General features: G+C 70.2%; 1 protein-coding gene. It reads right to left on the bottom strand.

Going from position 1 to position 21,107, the window contains the following annotated elements:
• Positions 1-51: 51 nt before the first annotated feature.
• Positions 52-21,084: a hypothetical protein gene (locus ABZV44_RS01405; RefSeq protein ID WP_354830489.1), complete on the bottom strand. Its 21,033-nt coding sequence runs from the start codon at positions 21,082-21,084 to the stop codon at positions 52-54.
• Positions 21,085-21,107: the final 23 nt, after the last annotated feature.

The raw sequence follows: 21,107 nt of genomic DNA on the forward strand, positions 1-21,107 counted from the left end.
ATCGACCGCGCGGTTGCGGTAACCGTAAGAATCGGCGAACTCGCCCGTGGATCACCCGAAAATGCCCGCCCTGCGATCCGGATCGGAGAGCACATCGCGAATCAGCAGGCCCAGATCGGCGTCCTGCGGGACGGTTCGATAGCGCACCTCGCACTGCGGAGTGCCGCCGACACCGACCAGCAGGCGGTTGAAGCCCTGCTGGGTGCGCTCCCAATACACCTCCGCGCCCATGCGGTCCACCTCGATGGCCTGATCACCGACGCGGAGGACCAGGCCCGATTGGGGATCGCGGTAGAAGACCACGCGTAGGCCGTCCATGTCGTCGTAGACACCGGCCAGGGAACCCGCGCCGACCGGAGCCGAGTTCAGTTCACCGGTCAGGGGGTTCAGCGTGGCGAACTCACCGAAGCCGGAATGCGAGCGCAGGTAGACACCCGAGCCCGAGGACGCCGGGCCTGATGCTCGCGGGAAACGGTTGCCGCCGCGTCCGCGGCCGCCATTGGACGCACCAGGCTGCTGGCCGCCCAGCGCGCCACTCATCGGACCACCCGGGAAACCGCCCGGGGTGCCGGACGCGCCGTTCGCGCCATTGCCATTCGTGCCGTTCTGGCCGTTGCCGCCGGATGGAGTGTTGTCCGGCAGGGCATTCCAGCCGGGAGCACCGTTCGGAGCATGCGGCGCAGAGCCATTCGGCCCACCGGGACCGCGCGGCCCGGAGGCCGAAGGCGAACCCGGGTAACCGGGACTACGCCCGTCGGGCGAGCCGGGATAGCCGGGATTCCGTCCATCGGGCAAGCCTGGGTACCCCGGGTTTTGTCCGTCGGGCGAGCCCGGGTAGCCCGGGTTCTGCCCATCGGGCGAGACCGGCCACTGCGGCGAACCGTTGGGCCACTGGGAGGATCCGCCGGGCTGCTGCGAGCCTGGCCACGAACCCCACGGCAGCTGTTGACCGTTGGTCGGCAGCTGCCCGCTCGGCCAGCCCGGATCCGGCGGCGTCGGCACACCCGGATAGGAACCGCCCGGCGGCGTCTGCCCGTACGGCGGAGTCTCCGGCGGCTGCGGCAGCTGCGGCGGCTCTGGCATCCGCGGCACCTGAGGCATCTGAGGGATGCGCGGCGGCTGCGGCATAGCCCCGCCGGGCATCCCGGGCCCACCGGGATACGGCTGCCCGCCCGGCCCACCCGGCGGCAGCGGATACGGCGGCTGCGGCGGATTCGGCGGTGCCGGAGGATTGGGCGGAGCCGGTGGCTGCGGCGGATTCGCCTCCGGCGGCAGCGACCACGGCGCGGCCTCCTGCGACGGCTGCGGCGTGTACTGCGGAAACTCCGGATCGAAGAACCGCGGCGGATGTGGAATATGCGACCGCCAATTCGGATCCCAATTGAACCCACCGCTCTCACCGGTGCTGCGCGGCTCACTATCGAGCGGCGGAACTGCACCCTCACCGGGTTCGCCGGAGGTCTTCGGCGGCAGGGCCTTTCCAAGCTCCACCGGCCGCTTCGAATCGGGTTCCTCTCCGCCTCCGGTCGGCTCCGGCTCACCGCCCGCCGACTTCTGCATGCCGACAGTCGCCGAATCTGACTCCTCAACCGGGACAGATCCAGCCGCGAAACCGTCGGAGGTCCTGGGCGGCAACAGCTTCTCGGACTCGACGCCGTGCTTCGCCGCGTCAGCGTCGTTGTCGGCCGGATTCTCCGATTCCGCCCGCACCGCAGGCGGAGTCTCGACTACCGCCGACTTCTGAGGCTCGGCTTGAACCGGACCCGACATCGGTGCAGCAGAATTCGTCTCCCGAACCTCAGGGGGCGTCGGAGACGGGGTGTGTGCAGGCCCGCCCGGGGCATCAGAGGTCTCGCCGGGAGTGAGTACCTGGGTGACCGCGAAGTCGGGGTCGGGTTGTGCGGGGCTGTTCGGCTCGGGGTGCGCGGCGCCGCCGTCGAAGTCGCTGGGTGGCTTCGGGCCGTTGCCCGCAGGGCCGGAGGCGGGATCGGGGCCGTCGGGGCCAGAATTCGGTGTGGCCGTGCCGGGTTGGGGGTTGTCGGGGTGGGGGATGTTTTCGTTGACCCATTGGGCCAGGGCGTCGGCTTGGTGGGAGTGGGTGGCAGCGCGGTGGAGGTCTTCGAAGGCGGTGGCGCTGCCGGGGCCGATCAGGATGGTTTTGCCCTGGAGGTATTCGATTGTGGGGTCCAGGGATTCGGGGGTTAGGTCGGACTCGGCTACGCGGAGGCCGGTTGCGGTGTGGAAGTCGGTGATGGCCTGGCGGAGGGCTGCACGGGCTTCGTTGCGGGCTGTGGCGGCTGCCTCGTAGGGGGTGATTTCGGCTCGGGTGTAGGCGGACCAGAGGCGTTTCAGTTCGGTGGACCAGCGGTTGGCGGCGGCTTGGGCCTGGTCGACTCGGTCGGTGGCGGCGCGGAGGGCGTCGGTGTGGGCGGCGAATTCCTCCGGGTTGGTGGGCTTCGGGGCGGTCATGAGCAGGTCGCGGGCGGTTTGGGCGGCGCGCAGTTCCTGTTGTGCGGCACGGGATTCGCGGCGGGCGGTGTCCAGGGGTGTCTCCGCGGCGCGGGACTGTGCCTCGGCGGCGGCCTCGTGTTGGGCGATGAGTTCCTGGATCTGGTGCACGCGGATGGTCGCGTCCTCGAGGCGCTGGATGCGCGGGGTGGCCGCGGCCTGTTCCTCGAGGGTACGGGCGTGCTGGGCCGCCTCGGTCAGGGCCTCGCGGTAGCGCTGCGGGGTCAGGTCGGCAGGGTCGACTCGCACGCCGTGCGTCGCCTGCCGCTGCTCGTGTAGCGCCTGGTCGAGGGCGCGGCGCAGGGTGTCCACCGGAGCCTCGTCCGGGCGGGCATCGGCCATCAGGGATCGGTCGAGCTCGTGCTCCGCCGCACGCAGCTGGACTTCGGCGTCGTTGTGATGGTCGGCGGCCGTGCGCAGTGCGGCGATCCTGGCCTCGTGGCCCGGCCGCATGGCCTCGGGTACGGGCAAGTTTTCGAGGTGCTCGATCGTGGACGCCAACCGCTGCGGGGTCAGATCCGCGGCGTCGATGCGGCGGCCCGGAGCGCCCTCGAGATGCGGCTGATGCTCATCGGGTTGCGTGATCCGCGACAGCGCGTAATCGCGGGCATTGCTGGCGTGCTCGAACTCCACACGCGCACTCTGGAGTTCGCGTGCCGCCCGCACCGGTCGCAGCGGCTGCGTGGGGGTCTGCGCCGGCGTGTCCGCCTCGTTGTATTCGTGCGCGAGCTGTCGCAGCTCCTCGATGGCGGCGGCCCGCTCGCGGACCTCGCTGCGCAATTCCTCGACGGTGGCGCGGGTTTGGGCATCGTCCGGACGCTCGAACTTCTCGATCTTGCCGTCGCGATACGCCTCGTAAGCCTTGGCCAGGCGCGCGGGATCGTCGCCGAGTTCGAGGCCCTGGAGCCTGGCCCACGCCGAATCCACCCAGGAGGGATCGTCCAAACGCGGTGGCTCGCCCATCAATTCGGGGTCGAAGTCGCGTAGCAGGGCGGGTGCGGCCGGATCGTGAATGGGCAGCTCGCCCTCCGCCACCCGGGGATCGGTGCTCGGATCGAAGCGCAGATCGTTGTGGTAGGGGTCGATGCCGCTGAGCGTGCGCGCGTATTCGGCCAGCGCGTCGACCAGCCGCGGCTGTTCCAGCGAGCGGTGCTGCATGTCGTTGATCGCGCGCAGCAGGGCCTTGGGCGCGATGCTCTTCGCATCGGGTTCGAACCGGTCGGCGGACTTGTTGTACTTGCTGGCGAGCAACTCCTCGCGGGGCACACCGAGGCGCTCCGCCAGGCGATCGCGCGCGGCCAGCGCTGCCCGTTCATCCACTCCGCGTACCGATTTCGCGTAGCGGACCAGATCCTCGACCGCCTGCAAACGTCGCACATTGCGCAGTCCGGGGTCGGTCAGTGCCCGCGCCAGGCTCTCCGGCGTCAGCGCGGACGGCTCGAGATCCAGCCGATGCGCCAACTGCTGCAGTGCCGCGTTCAGATCGTTGAACGACTCGATATCGTCACTGCTGCGCATGAAGTCGCGGATGCCCTCGATCTGCGCGGCGTGTAGTGCGTTGTCGTGCTGCAGGGCCTTGATGGTGTCGGCCAGCTTGTCGGGTGTGAGATTGTCCAGATCGACGCCCAGCTTGGCGGCCAGTTCATCACGCGCCGTGTGCAATTCGTCCGGCGTGCGCGTCGGCCGCGCGGGGGTTTCGTGCGGGGTCGGGTCGGCAGGCGGGTGTTCGACGACCCGCCACGGGCCCGCGGGATGGTCGCGCACGGTGGTGGTGGGAATCGTCTCGCCACCGACCTCGGGCTCGTGGAAACGCACCTCGGGTGTGTGTTCGGCGACGACCCGCACCCGGCCCTGCTCGTCCATGGTGACCGTGCGGAAGTCGGGTCGCAGGTGCTCGTCGTTGAGCTGACGGCCGATCTCGGGATGGTCGGCGAGGTACTCGGCCAACGCGCGCTCGTGGGCGCCGTCGGCGCGAATCACGGTGAGGCGCGGCGGTTCACCGGGCAGGACGGCGATACCGCGATCGAGCGGTACGCCGCCATGCTCGCCGGACCAGGTGCGGGCCGCGTCGTCGGCGATATCGTGCGCGGTGGCGCGCAGGTTAGCGTCGGCGCGCACGTATTCGTCGACGGCGCGGCCGAGATCGGCGATCTGGTCGGCGTGCTCGCGCACCGCCATGCGCAGTTCGGCGACGGTGTGCGGCAGGCGTTCCGGGGTCAGGTCGTCGAGGCCGACACCGAGCAGCTGCGCCCAGTTGCCGCGCTCCTCACGCACCTGATCGCGGTCCAAGCCCTGGGTGAAGAGCACGCCCTCCTTGCGGGTCAGCAGCTCCTCGGGCGAGAGGTCGTCGAAGTGGAGGGCGGGCTCGCCGCCATTGGGGGTGCCGTCCCATTCGAGGGTGGTGAACAGCGGGTCGTCCCTGCCGAACAGCCCGAGCTTGCGGGCCAGCCGCGAGACCGCCCAGTCGTGACGGGTCGGGTCGCTGTGCACCAGCTCGCGCAGGAAGCGGCCCAGTGGATCCTTTTCGAAGTAGTTGACGTTGCGGCTGTAGGGAATTCGGGCGTCTTCCGCGTTGTAGCGCTCGGCGGCGTCGAACAGCGCCTCCACGGCTCCGGCGCGGCGCAGCATCACGTAGGTCGTCTCGTCGACCAGGCGGCGCAGCGTCTCCGGATCGGCCGTACGCACATCGATGCCCTGGCGGGCCGCCTGTTTCAGGACTTCGTTCAGGGCCGCGTCCCGGACGTCGAGGCCGTCGGCGAGTACCTTGGGCAGCGCGTCGCGCGACACCGGTGGGTCAGGTTGGTACGCGGTCGTCGGATCCGATTGTGTCCCAGCATGTTCGGGATCATCGCCGGAGGGCAGTTCCGGCAGCGGCTCACGCTGAGTGACCTGCGCGGGGTCCGTGGCGGGATCGTGCGGCGGGTGCGGTCCGACGGGCTCCGGGTCGCCCGGATCGATACCGGCGAACTCCAGTTCCGCGGCCATGCGCGCCCGGGTGGCGGGATCGACCTCGCTGTACCAGGGCTCATACTCGCCGCCGTCTCGGGTGCGCATGGGCACCAGTTCGGAGGCCACATCCGCGACCCGGGCGGTGAGGTGGTTGACGAACGGTAGATCCTCACGCGCCTTCCACAGGGTGGCGAACTCCTTGCCCAGGCGCGAGGGGTTGATCTCGACGTGCTCGAGGAAGTTGTTGTGCAGCCAGCCGCCGACCTCGTGAATGATCTGCTTCTGACCGGTGCCGTCGATGCCCGAACCCGAGGCGTATTTCGGGTACTGGCCCTGGAATCCGCTGCGCACCATGTCCCACAGGCGGCGCAGGAACGGCGGACGGGCTGCGGGCCGCTCGGCGGGGAGACGGTCGCCGGGCAGGGGCGGGCGGGTGGCGGGTTCCAGGTGGCGCACGCCATCCGCGTAGGTGCGGACCGTGGCGTGGACGCGCTGGCCGTCGACCTCGAGGACCAGCCGCTGGGGGGCGGACGGGTCCGGATCATGGAAGGTCGCGGCCATCAGGTCGGCGACATCGTCGGCGCGGCGGAGGGTTTCGGCGCGCAGGTCGGCCAAGGTCGCGGCGCGGTGCTCCGGGGCGAGACGGTCGGGCTCGACGCCGAGCAGGCGCGCCCACTCGTCGCGGACCTCGGCGAGCCGTGCGCGCTCGCGCGGATCGGTAGCGGCATCGTGGCGGGCTGCCGCCTCATCGAGCGCCTCGATCGCGCCGGCGCGCAACATGTTTCGGTATTGCAGCTCGCCCGCGACCTCTGGCAGTCGCTGCCGGGTGAGGTCGGCGTCGGACAGGCCCAGGCGGGTGGCGATGTCCTGACGCAGCTCTTCTAGTGTCAGGGCGCGCGGCGGGGTTCCCGCCGGGTGGGTGGTATCCGACCACGGCTCGAGTGGGAGATCCCGGACCGGACCGGTGGGGCGAGACGCGTTCTGCTCCAGGGCTTGTCGAGCGGTGGCGGCCTCCTCCAACTCCGCCTGGTGCAGGCGGTCGGCGATGCCCAGATCCCGGAACTCGGCCTCGATGGCGCGCAGTTCGCGAGGGTCGACCTCGGAGCGCCAGTACTCCTCGCCGCCGTAACGCTCGTCGGTGGTGAGCGGGCGGAAGTCGTCGCCGTGCATCGAGGCGGGGCCGACACCGGTCTCCGGATCACCGAACAGACCACGCGCCCTGGCCATTTCGGCCAGCTCCTGCAATGAGGCCAACGCGTCCGCACGCTGCGACAACGGCTCGACCAAACCCAGGCCCTCGGCCAGCCGGGCCAAGTAGGCGAGCTCCTCGGGAGTCCGCTGATGCGCATTGTGCTCGAGCGGAGCATCGGCCAGGAAATCCGCGACCGCCTTCAAGGTGGGCGAGACCACCGCCGGATTCACCGACAGCGGATCCTCCCCCGGCGTCGGCGAAACTTCCACCGTCGCAACCTCGGACGACGGCGGGGGCAACTCCACCGTCGGATCCCCGGCACCCGGCGGCGGCAACTCGACCGTCGGATCTCCGGAGCCTGGCGGCGGCAACTCTACGGTCGGATCCCCCGATGAGTGCGGCGGCACTTCCACGGTTGGGTCGCCGGACGAATGCGGCGGTACCTCCACCGTCGAAGCCTCGGAGGCCTGCGGCAATTCGACGGTCGGACGCTCCGATATCGGCGGCAACTCGACCGTGGGGCGCTCCGACAGTGGGGGCAGCTCAACGGTCGGGCGCTCGGACGAAGGCGGGAGCTCGACCGTCTCCGCGTTCGGGTCGACGGTGCCGGTGGGCGAGGTGCCGGGGGCCTCGGCCTTGTGCTCGGTCGTCGGACCGCTGATGTCGCCGGAGTCATTGGCCCCGGGTCCCTTGCCGTTGGAACTCGAGTTGCCCTCGGGCTCTTCGGGGTCCGGGGTGCCGGTGGCTGGGTCCGTGCCGCCGTCCTTGCCGCCGGAGCCCGACTTGCCGCCGGAGCCAGAGGGATCTGGGTCGCCGGGGCCGGAAGTCGGTGTGCCGGAGCCATTGTCGCCGGGGCTGCGGCCGCCGGCGCCGCCAGGCTTGCCGGGGCCGGAGTCATCGCCGGAGCCGCCTGGGTCGGAGCCCGGATCGTGGTGGGAGGCGGTGGGGTTCGAGGGAGGACGGATTTCCTGGACGGTGATGGTGCCGTCCGGGCTTACCTCGACTCGGTGGAAGCTGATGTCGATGCCTTGCGCAGCCAGGGAGGCGCGCAGGTCGGGGCCGACGATGATGTCGTGGTTGTCGAGGTGGCTCACCACGACCAGGCGCGGGGGCTGGCCGGTGACGCCGACGCCGGGGTTCACGACGCGGTCGGTGGAGGAGGTCAGGACGTCGTCGACGGCTGCCTGGTAGGCGGAGGTGATCGAGGCGACCGCGTCGTTCTGGCCCTGGTGATAGCGGCCCAGATCCGCGGACATTCGGGCGCGGGCGGCACTCACCTCGGCCGAGCGCAGCGTTGCCGCATCGCGTTCGGCGAAGTACTCGACCATCTTCTCTTTGGGGATGTTCTCGCGGCCCTGCACCTCTTCGCAGCGCGCGACCTCGGCGTCGAGCGCCTGGGTCAGGGCGTGCTCGAGCTCGCGCGCGGACAATCCGGTGGGATCCACGCCGAATTCGCGGGCCAGTTCGCCGACCCTGGCCAGATCGTTCTCCGCATCGGTCCGGGACTGATTCCCGGCCCGCATATCCTCCGCGATCCGGGCCGCGACCGCGGGATCGGCGGGCACGTGAACCCGGCTCGGCCCGACCGGCTCCCATGCCCCGGTCGATGTCGGAACAGGCTGAACTCCAGTGGGATCCACACCCGAATTCGGGTCATTGCCCGCGTTCGGGTCCCGGCCGGGGTTGGGGTCCGCTCCCTCGTTCGAGTTGGTCGAGTTGTCGCCGGACTTGCCACGCCCCGGGTCACCCGACCCATCGGGATCGCCGGGACCGGTCGGAGGCTTGGACGAGCCATCGCCGTCGTCGCCGGGGCCGCTGCCGGAATCGTGGCCGGAATTGCCGTCGGGATCGTCGCCGGGGTTGTGGTCGGTGAGGTGGCGGTCGGCCCAGTCGGCGAAATCTTCTGCGTTGTGGAGGTTTTCGGCGGCGGAGCGGAGGTGTTCGGCCGCGGCCATCGCCACGAGTGGGTCTTCGCCCGGGACGGTGATGATGGTGCGGTTCGACAGGCCCTCGATGGTTTCGGCGAGAGTGGTTCGGGTGAGCTCGGTTTCGTCGATGTGGATGCCCAGTTGGCGGCGGACGTTCTCAATCGCGGCGGCCCGTTCGGCGCGGGCGGTGTCGACGGCGCGGGCCGCGGCGGCACGGGGCGTGTCGGCGGCGTGGCGAGCCTCGGCGTCGAGGTGGTCGAGTTGGGCCTGCCAGCGGGCGGCCCGGTCGAGGACGTCGAGATGGTGTTCGGCGACGTCGGCGAGGCGGAGCAGGCTGCGCTGGTCGGGGGTAAGGCGGTCGGGTGGGGTGCCGCCGAATTCGGTTCGGGTGCGGTCGATCCAGTCGCGGGTAAGGTCGGCCTCGGTGACCGGCAGACCCGCCCGCGCCGACTCCACGGCCAGCTTGGCGATGTCGGCGTCCTGGTGGGCGTAGTTCAGTTCACGCTCGGCCTGCTGTCGCGGCGACTCCCCCGCGCGCACCGATTCGATGGGCTCGGGCCGGACCGCGCCCTGGAAGTCCAGAGCGGTCTGGTAGCGCTGTACGGCCTCGCGGAGCGGATCGAGTTCGTGGGTGAGCTCCGCACCGCTCTCGGGGAGTCCGCGGGAGATTCGGTCGAGCTGTCCGACGATCTGATCGCGATCCTCGGGCCAGTGGCCCGGTGTGGCGGCGGCCTTGGCGACCACATCGGCTCCGGCACTGTCGACTTCGCGACGCCACACATCGGCCGGTGCCTCGCCGGGGCCCGCGGCGGCCTCGACGGACGCGCGCACTCGCGCTTCCTGATCATCGACGCGGGCCTGCGCTTCATTGAATTCGGTGGCCGTGCGGGCCAACTCGTCGATGCGCTGTTGGGAATTGAGCGGGTGACCATCCTCGGTGGTCCGGGTGGCCAGGTAATCGAGGGTGCCGCGCAGTCGCTCGGGGGTCAGATCGCTGGCGCGCACTCCGCGGTCCGAGCCGGTCTCCAGGTGGCTCAGCGCGGCCTCGCGCTGTTCGAGGGCCAGGTCGCGGGCATTCCTGGCCTCGACCAGATCACCCGCCTCCGCAAGCGGACTCCGGTGTGGTGCTTGCGGTTCCGGCGTCGAGGTGAGGGCGTGGTGTTCGGCGGCCAGCCGCTGCAGCTCGTCGATATCGGCCTCGCGGGCGCGAACCTCGGCGCGCAGTTCGTCGAGCATCTGCCGGAACTTCTCCGGCTTGGGTCGCTCGTGCTCCTCGATCTTGCCGTCGCGATAGACCTCGTAGACCTCGGCGAAACGCGCGTCCCGGACGCCCTGAACCAGTTCGACGTACTCGCCGATCGACAGCGGACGCTGCTCGGACGCCAGCCCCGACATGTACTCGTCGTAGGACGCTCGGAGCGCGTCCGTCTCCTCCGGCGAGAGCTTGCGCTCCCGGAGCCGCTCGAGCGTGGCGTGCTCGGGCAGCGAGCCCAGGGCCTGCCGCATCTGCTCGGGCGACATCCGCTCGTGCAGGCCCGGCAGCTCCTTGGAATACGACGCGACCATGCGGTCGACATCGTGCAGATCGGTGCCGAGCAGATGCGCCCAGACGCCGCTGGCATGGGACGGGTTGCCGGAAAGCGGTCGCTCGCCGACGGTTTCGCTGAGCAGGCTGTGCAGGAGCGCGGTCGCGGACTCCGGATGGATGGGCAGGACTCCGTCGGCCGCGCGCGGATCGGTGCGCGGGTCGAATCGCAGGTCCGGGTGGTAGGGGTCGACGGCTCCGAGCGCGCGGGTGTACTCCTCGAGCGCGGCGGCCACGTGCGGGCGCTCGCCGTCACGGCCCAGCGCATTGTTGATGGCGCGCACCGTCGCGCGCTTGCTGGTGGCGTCGGCCTCCGGCCCATAGCCGGTGATCCGCCGCTTGTCCTCGCTCTTCTGGTACTTCGATCCGTGCAGGTCTTCCGGGTCGACGCCGAGCCGTCGCGCCAGCCGGTCGCGGGCGGCGATGACCTCCGGGCCCTTGGTCTTGCCCAGCTGTTTCGCGTAATCCAGCAGATCGCCGATGGCCTGGGCGCGACGCGCGCGCGGCGTCTTCGGATCGGTGATCGCCTCGGCCACGCGCTGGGGCGACATGTGCTCCGGATCGATGCCGAGCACGTGGCCCAGATCGCCGAGCTTGTCGCTCAGTTCGTGGAAGTGTTCGATGGCATCGCTGCTGCGGATGTAGTCGGCCATGCCCTCGATCTGCGCGGCCCGCAGCATATTGTCCTGGCGCAGGGCGGCGATGGTCTCGTCGAGGTGCTCGCCGAGGTCCATGTGGGAAGCGCCCTCGAGGCGGGCGGCGACGGCATTGCGCTCGGCGCGGACCACATCTGGATCCCTTGGCGCACTCGGTGTTTCATTCCGGGTGGAGGTCTCGTGCTCCGGTGTGGCGGACCGGGCTTCGGGCTGGACCACTTCCCAGGGGCCGTGGCCGTCGCGCAGCATGAGCACCGGGGTGCGGTCGCCGCCGGGCTCCAGATCGGCGAAGCGGACCTGCGGTGTGGCCTCGTCGACGACGTGCAGCACGCCATCGTCGTTCATGCCGACGGTGCGGTAATCCAGGTGCAGCTCACCGCGATTGAGCAGGTCGGCCAGCCGCGGATACTCGGCGAGGGCCTCGGCGAGGCGGGCGTGGTGGTCTTCGTCGCCGCTGATCACGACCAGGCGGTTCGGGTCGCCGACGTGCTCGCCCGGGCGCACGCCGATGCCGGGCTCGAGCATGGCGCCGCCATTGGCGTCCATCCACTCGTGTGCCGCGCTGTCGATCAGCTCTCGGGCCTGTTGCTTCGAGGCCTCGTCCAGTGCGAGGAAATGGTCTACGGCGGTGGACAATTCGTTCAGATGGTCGCGGGCGTCACGGATCGCCATCCGGTGCTCGGCAATGGTGCGATCGAGTTCGCCCGGGCCGAGTTCGTCCAAACCGATGCCGAGCAGCTGCGCCCAGTTCGACTGTTCCTCGGCGAGCTGGTCGCGCTCGAGGGCGTCGCGGAACAGATCACCGCGCTCGCTCTGGCGGAAGCCCTCGTCGGCATCCTCGAAGTGGTTCGCCCACTCGCCATTGTTGTTGGTGCCGACGGCGTCGAGGAAGGTGCTGCGGGGCTTCTTGGGCTGGAACCGCTCCGACGGATCATCCGGCGCGGCACCGTGTTTCTCGCGCTTGCGGTCGGCCTGGGCCTGTCGGCGCTCCAGTTCCTGGACCGCGTGGACCTCACGCACGAAGCGGCCCAGCGGATTCTTGTCATTGTGGGCGACCGGACGCCGGGGGACGCGAGCCTCGACCTCGTTGAACTCGTGGGCGGCGTGGTTGAGGGCCTCGAGCGCGGCGGCCCGGCGAAGCAGCTTGTACGCCTCGTCGGTGACCACGCGACGCAGCTGCTCCGGATTCGCCTCGGAGAGTTCGTATCCGTGTTCGCGGGCCACCCGCGCCAGTTCCCGCAGGGCGGCGTCGCGGGCCTCGAGCGCGTGCGCCACGGGTTCGGGCAGATTCGACGCCCAATGGTGTTCCGGCGGAGGGGGCAGTTCCGGGGTGTGTGAACCGGCCGGAAGCTCCTGGGTGTCGCCTTCCTGACGTTCGCGGAGGTAATCCGCCTCGGTCTTCATCTCGCCCAAGCGCAGGCTGTGCTCGATCTGGGCGCGGAGATGGGGATCGGCCTCGGAAAACCAGGGTTCGTACTCGCCGCCACGGCGGCCGCGCATGGGGACCACATCGGCGGAGATGTCCGCGACGCGGCTGGTCCAGCGCTTCAGGAACGGCATGCGCTCCCGGGCCTTCCAGATGGTGGCGCCCTCCTTGATGGCGCGGGCGATAGGAGCCTCCGCCAGCACCTCGATGGTGTGAGGTTTGTGGCCGGGGGCGACATGCTCGTGCGGGTTCGCCTCCTCCTCGAGGGGGAAGTCGTGGCCGAACATGTGGGCGACGCCGCGAATGATCTTGGCCTGGCCTTCGCCGTCGCCGTGCTCGTAGCCGGACATGTACTTGGGGTACTGACCCTCGTAGCCCTTGAACGAGCGCCAGGCGCGGCGGAGTAGGCCGATCTTCTGTTCCGGGGCACCGGGTTTCGGCTCGAGCTCCACCGCCGGGCGATCGACGGTGCGGAGGCCGTGCGTGCCATCCGGACCCGCGGTGATCTCAACGTGCACGCGGTGGCCATCGGCCTCGAGCACCAGGCGCGGGCCGGCGGCGGGGTCCGGGTGGTGGAAGGTGGCGGCCATGACGTCCGCGACATCGTTTGCACGGCAAAGTGTTTCGTCGCGAAGGTCGGTGAGGACGCGCTCCGGATCGCGGGCCAGGTGTTCGGGATCGACGCCCAGCAAGCGGGCCCACTCGTCGCGGATCTTTCCGAAGACCTCACGGCCCTCGGGTGTGGCAGCACGATCGTGCAGGTTCACCGCATCGGCGAGGGCTTCGATCGCACCCGCGCGCAATAGATTCCGGTACTGGAGTTCACCGGCCACCTCGGACAAGTGCTCCGGAGTGACATCCTCGGGCCGCAGACCCAGGCGGTCGGCCAGCTCCTGACGCAACTCCGACAGCGTGTATGTGCGCGGTTCCCCCTCGACGGGACCGTGATTCGCCTCCGACCACGGCTCGAGCGGCAGCTCACGGGGCGTCTCCCCCGCAGGCCGTTCCACCGGCTTCGGAAGGAAGCGATCCTCGTCCGAGAGTCGACCGAATTCCTCGGGACGCAGGGCACGCGGCGGACGATCGCCTCGTGGATCTCCGAAAGCGCCACGCGCACGCGCATTCTCGGCCACATCCCGCATGGCGGCCAGCGGATCTCGCTGCTGCCCAATGGAGCCGTCCATACCGAGCGCGTCCATCAAATGCGCCGCGTACTCCAAATCGGCCGCGCTGTGCTCCCGAAGACTCGGCGGAGCCTCGGACCGCCCCAGGTAATCGGCCACCGCATGCAAGGCCGGAGAGGCGTCCACCGGATCAACGGCACGCGTCACCTCTCCTGCCGGGATAAGCAATTCCTGAGTGTGAGCCTCCGGGAACGTCGGATCGACCAGGATATCGGTATGCAGGCGCGTATCCGGCAACGTCGCCGCAGCAGTCGATCCCGGCCCTTCTCCCGGCTCCTCGCGCTGCCCCTGGCTCGACTCCGTTTGCTGCCCTTGGGCCGATTCCGCGCGCTGGCCCTGACCCGGCTCCCCGCCCTGGCCCTGGCTCTCTTCCGTTCGCTGCTCCTGGCCTTCTCCCTCGCGCTGCCCCTCGCCTGGCTCCTGTTGCGGCTCCGGCGGATTCGGGTCTGGGTCGCTGAAGGTGACCGGCTCGTCGGGGCGGCCACCGGCGCTTTCCCACGCCTGATCCGCGGTGGTCTTGGCGGTGCGGGCCTCGGCTTCCGCATTGGTCGCGCGAGCCTCGTACAGGGCGCGATCGGGGCTGCCCTGCGGGAGTGAATCGGCTATGCCGCGCAGCCACTTCGCGCGCTGGTCCGCCATTTCGGCATTCCAGTCGGCTTGGACCGCTTCCTCGCGCCGCAGCCAGGGGCTTCGCGTGTCCGGCTCGGATCCCCCCGCTGCACTGGGAGTTTCGGGCCGGCCACCGGTGGGCTCGGAAGCCTCGTTGTTGGCGCTGTTCGGCTCGGGCTCGGGACCGGGGGCGGCCTTGTTGCCGGGTGTCGGCGGTTGTTCGCCTCCGGCACCACCGGCCGCCGGCTCAGCGGGGGGCTCGGCCTCGGGGTCATTGCGGCCCGTGCCTTCGGTCTCGTTCTGGCCACCGGCCTTGAGATCGCGAGCGCGAGGGTTGCCCTCGTCATCTCCCTGGGACTTGCCGGGATCGACCGGCTCGGCCGGGGGTTCCGCTTCACTGCTTCGGGGCTGGGGCTCGATCGAGGCCGACTCGTCGTGTGCACCACGGGTATTCGAACCGTCTGCCGGATTCGGCGAGTCCGGACGCGCACCGCTGGCGGGCGCATCGTCGACCTTCGGAGTGACGGCGGGACGGCGGGTGGCGGGGGCGCTCTCCTCCCCCGGGGTCGGCGGGGTCGGCCTCGAAATCGATTCGGGGGGCATGTGGTGGGGGGCGTCGACGCGGGCGTGTTCGGCCATGCTGTCCATCAGGTGCCAGTAGAGGACCTTGGCGGGTTCGGAGGCTCGTTCGCCGTTGTATTCGACCTCTTGGAGGGCTTCGGCCATGGCCTCGCCGCCGTCGAATTTGTACTTGGGGCCCAGGCCCACGCGCTCGGTGCCGCCTCGGCTGTAGCCGCTGAGTTGATCGAGCCAGTCTTGGAAGGCGGTGCGGAACTCCTTGCGGCCCAGGTCGGGGCGGGTGGCTTCGAAGTAGTCGCGCAGGACGCGCAGTGCGCTTCGGGATGGGCGGTTGCGGATGGCTCCGGCGGGGGTGGCCTCGACATCCATGGCGTGTGCGAGTTCGTGCACGATCACCGCGTGCACGGGGCGCAGGGAGGCGCCACGCGGGGTGACGCCCGCTTTCACCTCGATGGAGATCGCCTTGCGCAGTAGGGCGTAATCGTGCGCGTAGTGCGCGTTCAGCACGATCGCGTCGGCTTCCAGTCTGCGCGGACCGCCCTCGAAGCGGCCCGGGATCGTGCGCTCGCAGTAGGCGTAGACGTTGTTGTCCGCCATCTCCTCGATCGAGATGCGCTTCAGGTTCCGGACGGCCGGGTAGCGGCGCATCATGTCGTCGACCGCGCGTGCGAATTCCCTCGCGACATGGGGGTCTACGGTCGCATTGTCGAATCCGGTGACCTCCAGGCCCCAGCGTTCGCCGAGCTCGTGAGCGACCTCCGACGGAGACATCGCCGACCATTCGTCGAGCGGGAGGTTGATGGTGTGGCGCTCTTGGGGAGATGCCGCGAGGTATTCCTCCTTGGGCACGCGTGGGCCCCGCTCCGATTCCGGTGGGGGGATGGGCCTTCCGTCGTCGTAGCCGGTGGGGCGGCGCTCGCGGCCGGAGGGGTCGCTGTCGTGGGACTGCGACGGGTGCTCACCATCGGGGTCGTCGGATCGTCTGCCGAAGCGAGAGTCCTTGGGCTGCTCACCTTCCTGGCGATGCGTTGATGCCGGATGCGCTTGCGCCGGGCGCGCCTCGGCGGGGCGGTGCTCGGCTGCAGGGTCGATCCGGGTTCGGGGGCCGCGCTCGGAGGGGTGTTGGGCTGCGTGTTCGGCCAGGGCGTCGACTAGGACCCGGTGGATGACCTTCGCGGCGGGGCTGGCGTTGTCGCCGTTGAGTTCGACGTCCTGGAAGGCCTCGGCCAGGGCTTCGGCCTTGTCCAGGTGCTTGGTCATGCCGTCGCGGCCGTCGAAGCTGTAGCCGGAGAGGTTGCGCTCCAACCAGTGTCGGAATCCGGCGATATTGCCGTTCTCGGCCACGTAGTGCTCGGCGAGGGCATCCAGCATGCGATTTCGGGCCTTGCCCTGACCTGTCCAGTCCATCGCGTGCGCGAACTCGTGCATGATCGTCGCGTAGATCGGGCGCTCGCTCGAGCCCGGCACATCATGCCCCGACGCCTCGTCCCGCCGGGCCAACCGCAGGGCTTCCTCGGGATCATGCGCGTAACGCTCATTCAGAACGATCTTCTCGGCGTACCAGCCAACCTTCGGGCTCTTCTCCGGCGTCGACCGCGCGTAGACGGACTCCGGCAGATCCCCGATCCCAACCGACCGCACATTGGTGGCGGGATACTTTTCGAACATCGCGTCGACGGCGCGCGCAAACTCGCGCAGCACCTCGGGATGGATATCGGCGTCGAACCCGAAAACATCGACATCCCACCGCTGTTCGAGCTTCTCCGCAATCTCCTCGGCACTCAGCCCCGACCACTCGTCGTCAACCTGCAGCGCCCATTCCGGCTTTTCCGCCGACTCATAGGCCGGATGCTCGTCCCCACGCTCATGCGCATCCGGCTGCTCACGCCGCTCACCATCGTGCGCCGGCGGCTCATCCCCGACGCGCGCATCAGCAGCCCGATGTTCCGAGGTGGGTTCCTCGGTGCGGCCGGGCCCGCGCTCCGAATCATGGACGGGCACAGACTCATTCGAAGCGACCGACTGCGTGCGCTCCTCACCCGGTCCCCGTTCGGTCGCCTGCTCCCGGTCCCGAGGCTCCCTCGGCTCAGGCTGGTCGTCCGGACGCGATAGCTCCTCCGGGTGCGGCTGACCTTCTTCGGGCGGGGTGCCCTCGGGACTCGACTCGTTGCCTTCGCGCGGAGCTTCTTCCGAGCGCGGCTCGCTGCCATCGTGCGACTGCTCGTCGGGATGGGACCGGCCCCCTTCGCGTGGTGGCTCCTCCGGCCGGGGTCGATCTCCGGCACGTGGGGTGTCCGCCGCGCGGGAGGGGTCTTCGGGCCGCGATGGGTCATCCTGGCGCGGACGGTCTTCCGAGCGCGAGTGGTCTTCGGACCCTGTTGGGGATTCGGGGTCCGAGGGCGAGGGGCGGCGGGCCTCGGGCGAGAGGGCGTCAGCAGGGTCCTCGGAGTCGGTGGGATGTTGGTCGGGGGTGGGGTGGTGGGTGAAGTGGGTTGGGTCGAGGCCTGCACGGGTTCGGGCGTTGAGGGGGTCTACGGCTGCGCCGCCCTTTTCGGCGGGTTCGAAGAGGATGGCGTGGGTGGCCTTGGTTTCGCGGGGTATGTCGGGTGGGAAGCCTTGGTCGCGACCGGCTCCGGGGTCGAGGACCTTCACCTCGCCGCCGTCGTTGAACAGGATGTAGCCGTGGGCGCCGACGCCGTGTTCGTCGGCAGGACCGGCGTAGCGGTCGATGACCAGGGCTGAGGAGCCCGGGCCCAGTTCAAGGAGCCGGGCGGAGATGGCGTCGTGGTCGTCGTAGGTGCGCAGCTTGCCGCCAGCGGCCGCCACGACCTCCGAGACGGACATGCCCTCCGGGCCGACCGCGCGCTCCGGTACCCGGATCGAGTCGTTGCCGGTCAGCATCCGCAGCAGGCGCAGGGAGAGTTCGGCGCAGCGTCCGCGATTCGGGTTCTCCGGGCCACGGCTCGGTTCCGAATCCGGCTCCTGGTGTGAGGCGGAAACTTCCGGCTCGTCGAGCTTGCCCGGATGCGCCGTGGCCCCATCCCCGCGCTTGGTTACACCATCGCGCCGATCGGTCGGACGTTCGGCGGTGGCGGACCGTTCCGGCGCGCGATCGCCGCCGGGGGTCTCGTGCGGCCGATCACCCCCGGCAGACCGAGGCTCCAGCGGACGTCCGACCGGGTGATCGCCGAGAGGAATCGGCGCGACCAGCAGTCCCGCGTCCGGGTTGGCCGAGTCGTGCTCATCCTCCGACCGGGTGCCACCATCGCGCACCTCACCATTCCGCTGTGCCGCAACGGGTTCCGGCCGCCCCCCGGCAGAATGCCGACGCTCGAACCCGGGGTGGTCTGCGCCCTCCGGGGATGCCGGACGATCTGCGGAACCATCCCGCGGCTGCGAATCGTCCACGCGCGCCTTTGGATCATTCTGGCGCATTCGGGAATCTTCCTGGCGCGTCCGGGGATCTTCCTGGGATGCATAGGAATCATCTTGGGGCGCCTGGGAATCATCCTGGCGCGCACGGGGATCAGCCTCACTCAGCGACGGATCATGCGTGCTCGGCGCGGATTCCTGACGCTGCGGCGTCGAGTCGTCGATCCGCGGCGTCGGATCGTCATGTTCCCGCATCGAATCGTCGCGCCGAGCCGCCGAATCGTCACGCGAGAGGGGCGAATCATCGTGCGGCAGTTTTGCATCGTCGCGGTGCGCACCGGATTCGTCACGCCGCGCGGTGGGCTCGGTGGCATCGCGTCCGCCACGGGATTCCGTCGCAGCGGGATCGCGGGCCTCGTCGCGGTGTTCGGTGGGCGAGCCCTCGTGCTCGTTCGCATTGGGCAGGGCACCGTCGCGGTCCGGGGTGGTCTCGGCGCGCGGTTCCGTCTCGCGGGGCGACTCGAGGGGTCCTTCGGCGGGCGTGCGGGAATCCGGCTGTTCCGCACGATCATCCGATACGGGGTGCTCGTCGGAGCCGCTCGCGTCCGGGCGAGGGTCGGACGCGACCGGATCGGTGGACTCGGACGCGACAGGTTCGGTGGACTCGGGCGCGACCGGGTCTGTGGACTCAGGCGCACGCGAGTCGGTGGACTCGTGCGCGATCGGGTCGGTCGACTCGGGTGGGAGTGGGTGTTCCGGCTCGATGGTACGGGATTCCGGTTGTGCGACAGGATCTTCCAGGCCCGGGCGTGCGGTCACGCCGTCAGCTGAGGCGGCATGCTCGGGAGTGCGACCGGCCTCGGGGGCGGTGGGGCGGGCGTGGGCTCCCGTGGCCGGGCGGGTGTCCGCGCCCTGGTGGCGGGGAGCGTTCAAACGAGATCCGTCGGCGCGTGGGGCATCGGCGCGCGCTCCGGTGGCGTCGCCCGCACGGGCACCCGTTGGACGCGTCTCACCGGCCGTACGCGCCTCGGCGGTCGGACGGACCTCGGCGGTCGAGCGAGGTGTCTCGGAGACGGACCGCGGTTCGGGAGCCGCCGTACCGTGCTGGGGAGCGGCCGTCGTGCCGGACGTGGAGGTGGCCGGGGCGGCGCTGACGGGGGCCTGAGTTCCGTTGGAGGAGGCGGCGATCGGCGTATCGGAGCGGTCGCCGACCGGCGCAGACCCGACGGCCGCGCCCGCCTCGTGTGAGGTGGCCGGGCCGGATGGGGCGCTCTGCGGGGACAGGCCGGGAGAGTCACCGGCAACGGCGGCGCGCGAGTCCGTGGCCGGGGCTGCCGCGGTCGAATCCGCGGGGGCCGCCGAAGTGGTAGCCGGGTCCCCGGCCGAGTTCGAGGTGACACCGGATGTGCTGTCGCCGGAAGTGCGCGCCCCGGACTCGCCGCCGGTGGGTGCCGCCGAATTCCCGGCGGACGTGGAAGTCGAGGGGGCGCGCGAGTCGCCGCTGGTCGTCGCCGTCGGTGCGTTCGAGGACATCGGAGCATACGCGGACGATGGAGCGTTCGAGGAGGTCGGGGCGGCCGAGGTCGGCGCGAGGGTATCGCGGGTGCCCGCTTGGACACCGGATTCTGGGTTGCCGCTGTGACTTTCGTGGGTCTGCGCCTGTGGCTGGGTGGCGGAATCGGCGGGTGGGTGCGCCACCGAGCCGGTGTCCGACGGGGTGTGGGACTGGGCGGAGTGGTCGCCGCCGGTCGCCGCGCTCGGATCCTCGGTCGTACCGCGATCCGCGGGTGCGCGGGAATCAGAGCCGCTGTAGCCGCCATTGCCGCTGGGATCGCCGCCCTCGGGCCGCGCCGTGCTGCCGTCGCCGGTGGGGCGCGGGTCGGAATCGTGTGTGTCACCGGCGAATCCGGCGGCGTGGGTTTGGGGGCCGCCGGTGTCACCGCCGCCGCCATGGCCATTGCCGCCCAGGTCGCCGCCATCGCGGGGGGTCGAGCCCGGATCGCCGACATGGCCGTTGCCGTGGGAGTTTCCGCCGAGGTCGCCGGTGCCGCCCGCATCGGGTCGGAAGCCGACATTGAAGTTGTCGGGGACGCCCGCACGCATGCGCGACACCCGGGGCTCCCAGAACTGGTGGGATGCCGTGTGATTGAGGCCGGAGAGGCCACCGTTGGCGACGCCCGCGGTCAGCATGCGCGGGTCGAAATTGGTGAAGGCGTTGCCCATGTTCTTGAAGGCGTCGCCCCACCCGTGCTGGTACACGTCGAGCCCGAACTGCGCACCGGTACCGGCGAGGAATCCCGCTCCCGCACCGGCCAATCCGGCACTCGTGCCGGTGATGGCCGCGCTCAGGTAGTGATTCATGGCCGAGCCCTCGAAGTGCTCGCCCAGCGCCTTGCCGACCTTGCCACCGGCGATACCGCCCGCGGCCGAACTGACGGCGGTGACGCCGATCTTGCCCCAGTCCAGTCCACTGCGGTGCCCGGCCGCGATCTGATAGCCCTCGATGCCCACTTCCTGGAGCACGCCCAGCCCGGCATCCAGGACGAAGTGCCGCAGCATGAATTTCGCCAGCGACGAGCCCACCAGCTCGCCGACGTATTCGGCGATGCGCTCGACCGCCTCCCGGCCGATGATGCGCACCGCGATGCGGGTGGCCGCCTGCGCCGCCGCCTCCGCGGCCGGTGCGGTGGGCGGGAAGGCCCAGGCCGCCGCCATCTCGACCGCCAGCATGGCCAGCGACGAGTAGAACATCAGCTTGGTCGACTCGATCTCGGTTCCGGTGTCGTGCACCGATTCACCCAGCTGGTCGAAGAAGCCCGCCAGATCCAGGATGGAGGTATTGCCGTCCTGTTTCCCGCCGACGCCGGCCATCAGATCGAATTGCTTGGCCATCTTGTCGCGGCCGTCACCGTCGACATACGCGGCCAGCGTGGCGGATTTGGCCGCGTCCATACCCGAGACCTGGTCACGCAGGCCGTCGGCCGCGTTCTTCCAGTAGGTGGCCAGGTCCCACATCTGGTCTTCGTTGCCCTCGGGCCATTCGACCCCGACGATCCAGCCCAGCCATTCGAGTTCCGAGGGCAGTTCGAGAGCCACGGTCGGCTACCTCGCCCAGCGCG

Origin of the sequence: Nocardia sp. NPDC004860 (assembly GCF_040609015.1) — a bacterium.
GTDB lineage: Bacteria > Actinomycetota > Actinomycetes > Mycobacteriales > Mycobacteriaceae > Nocardia.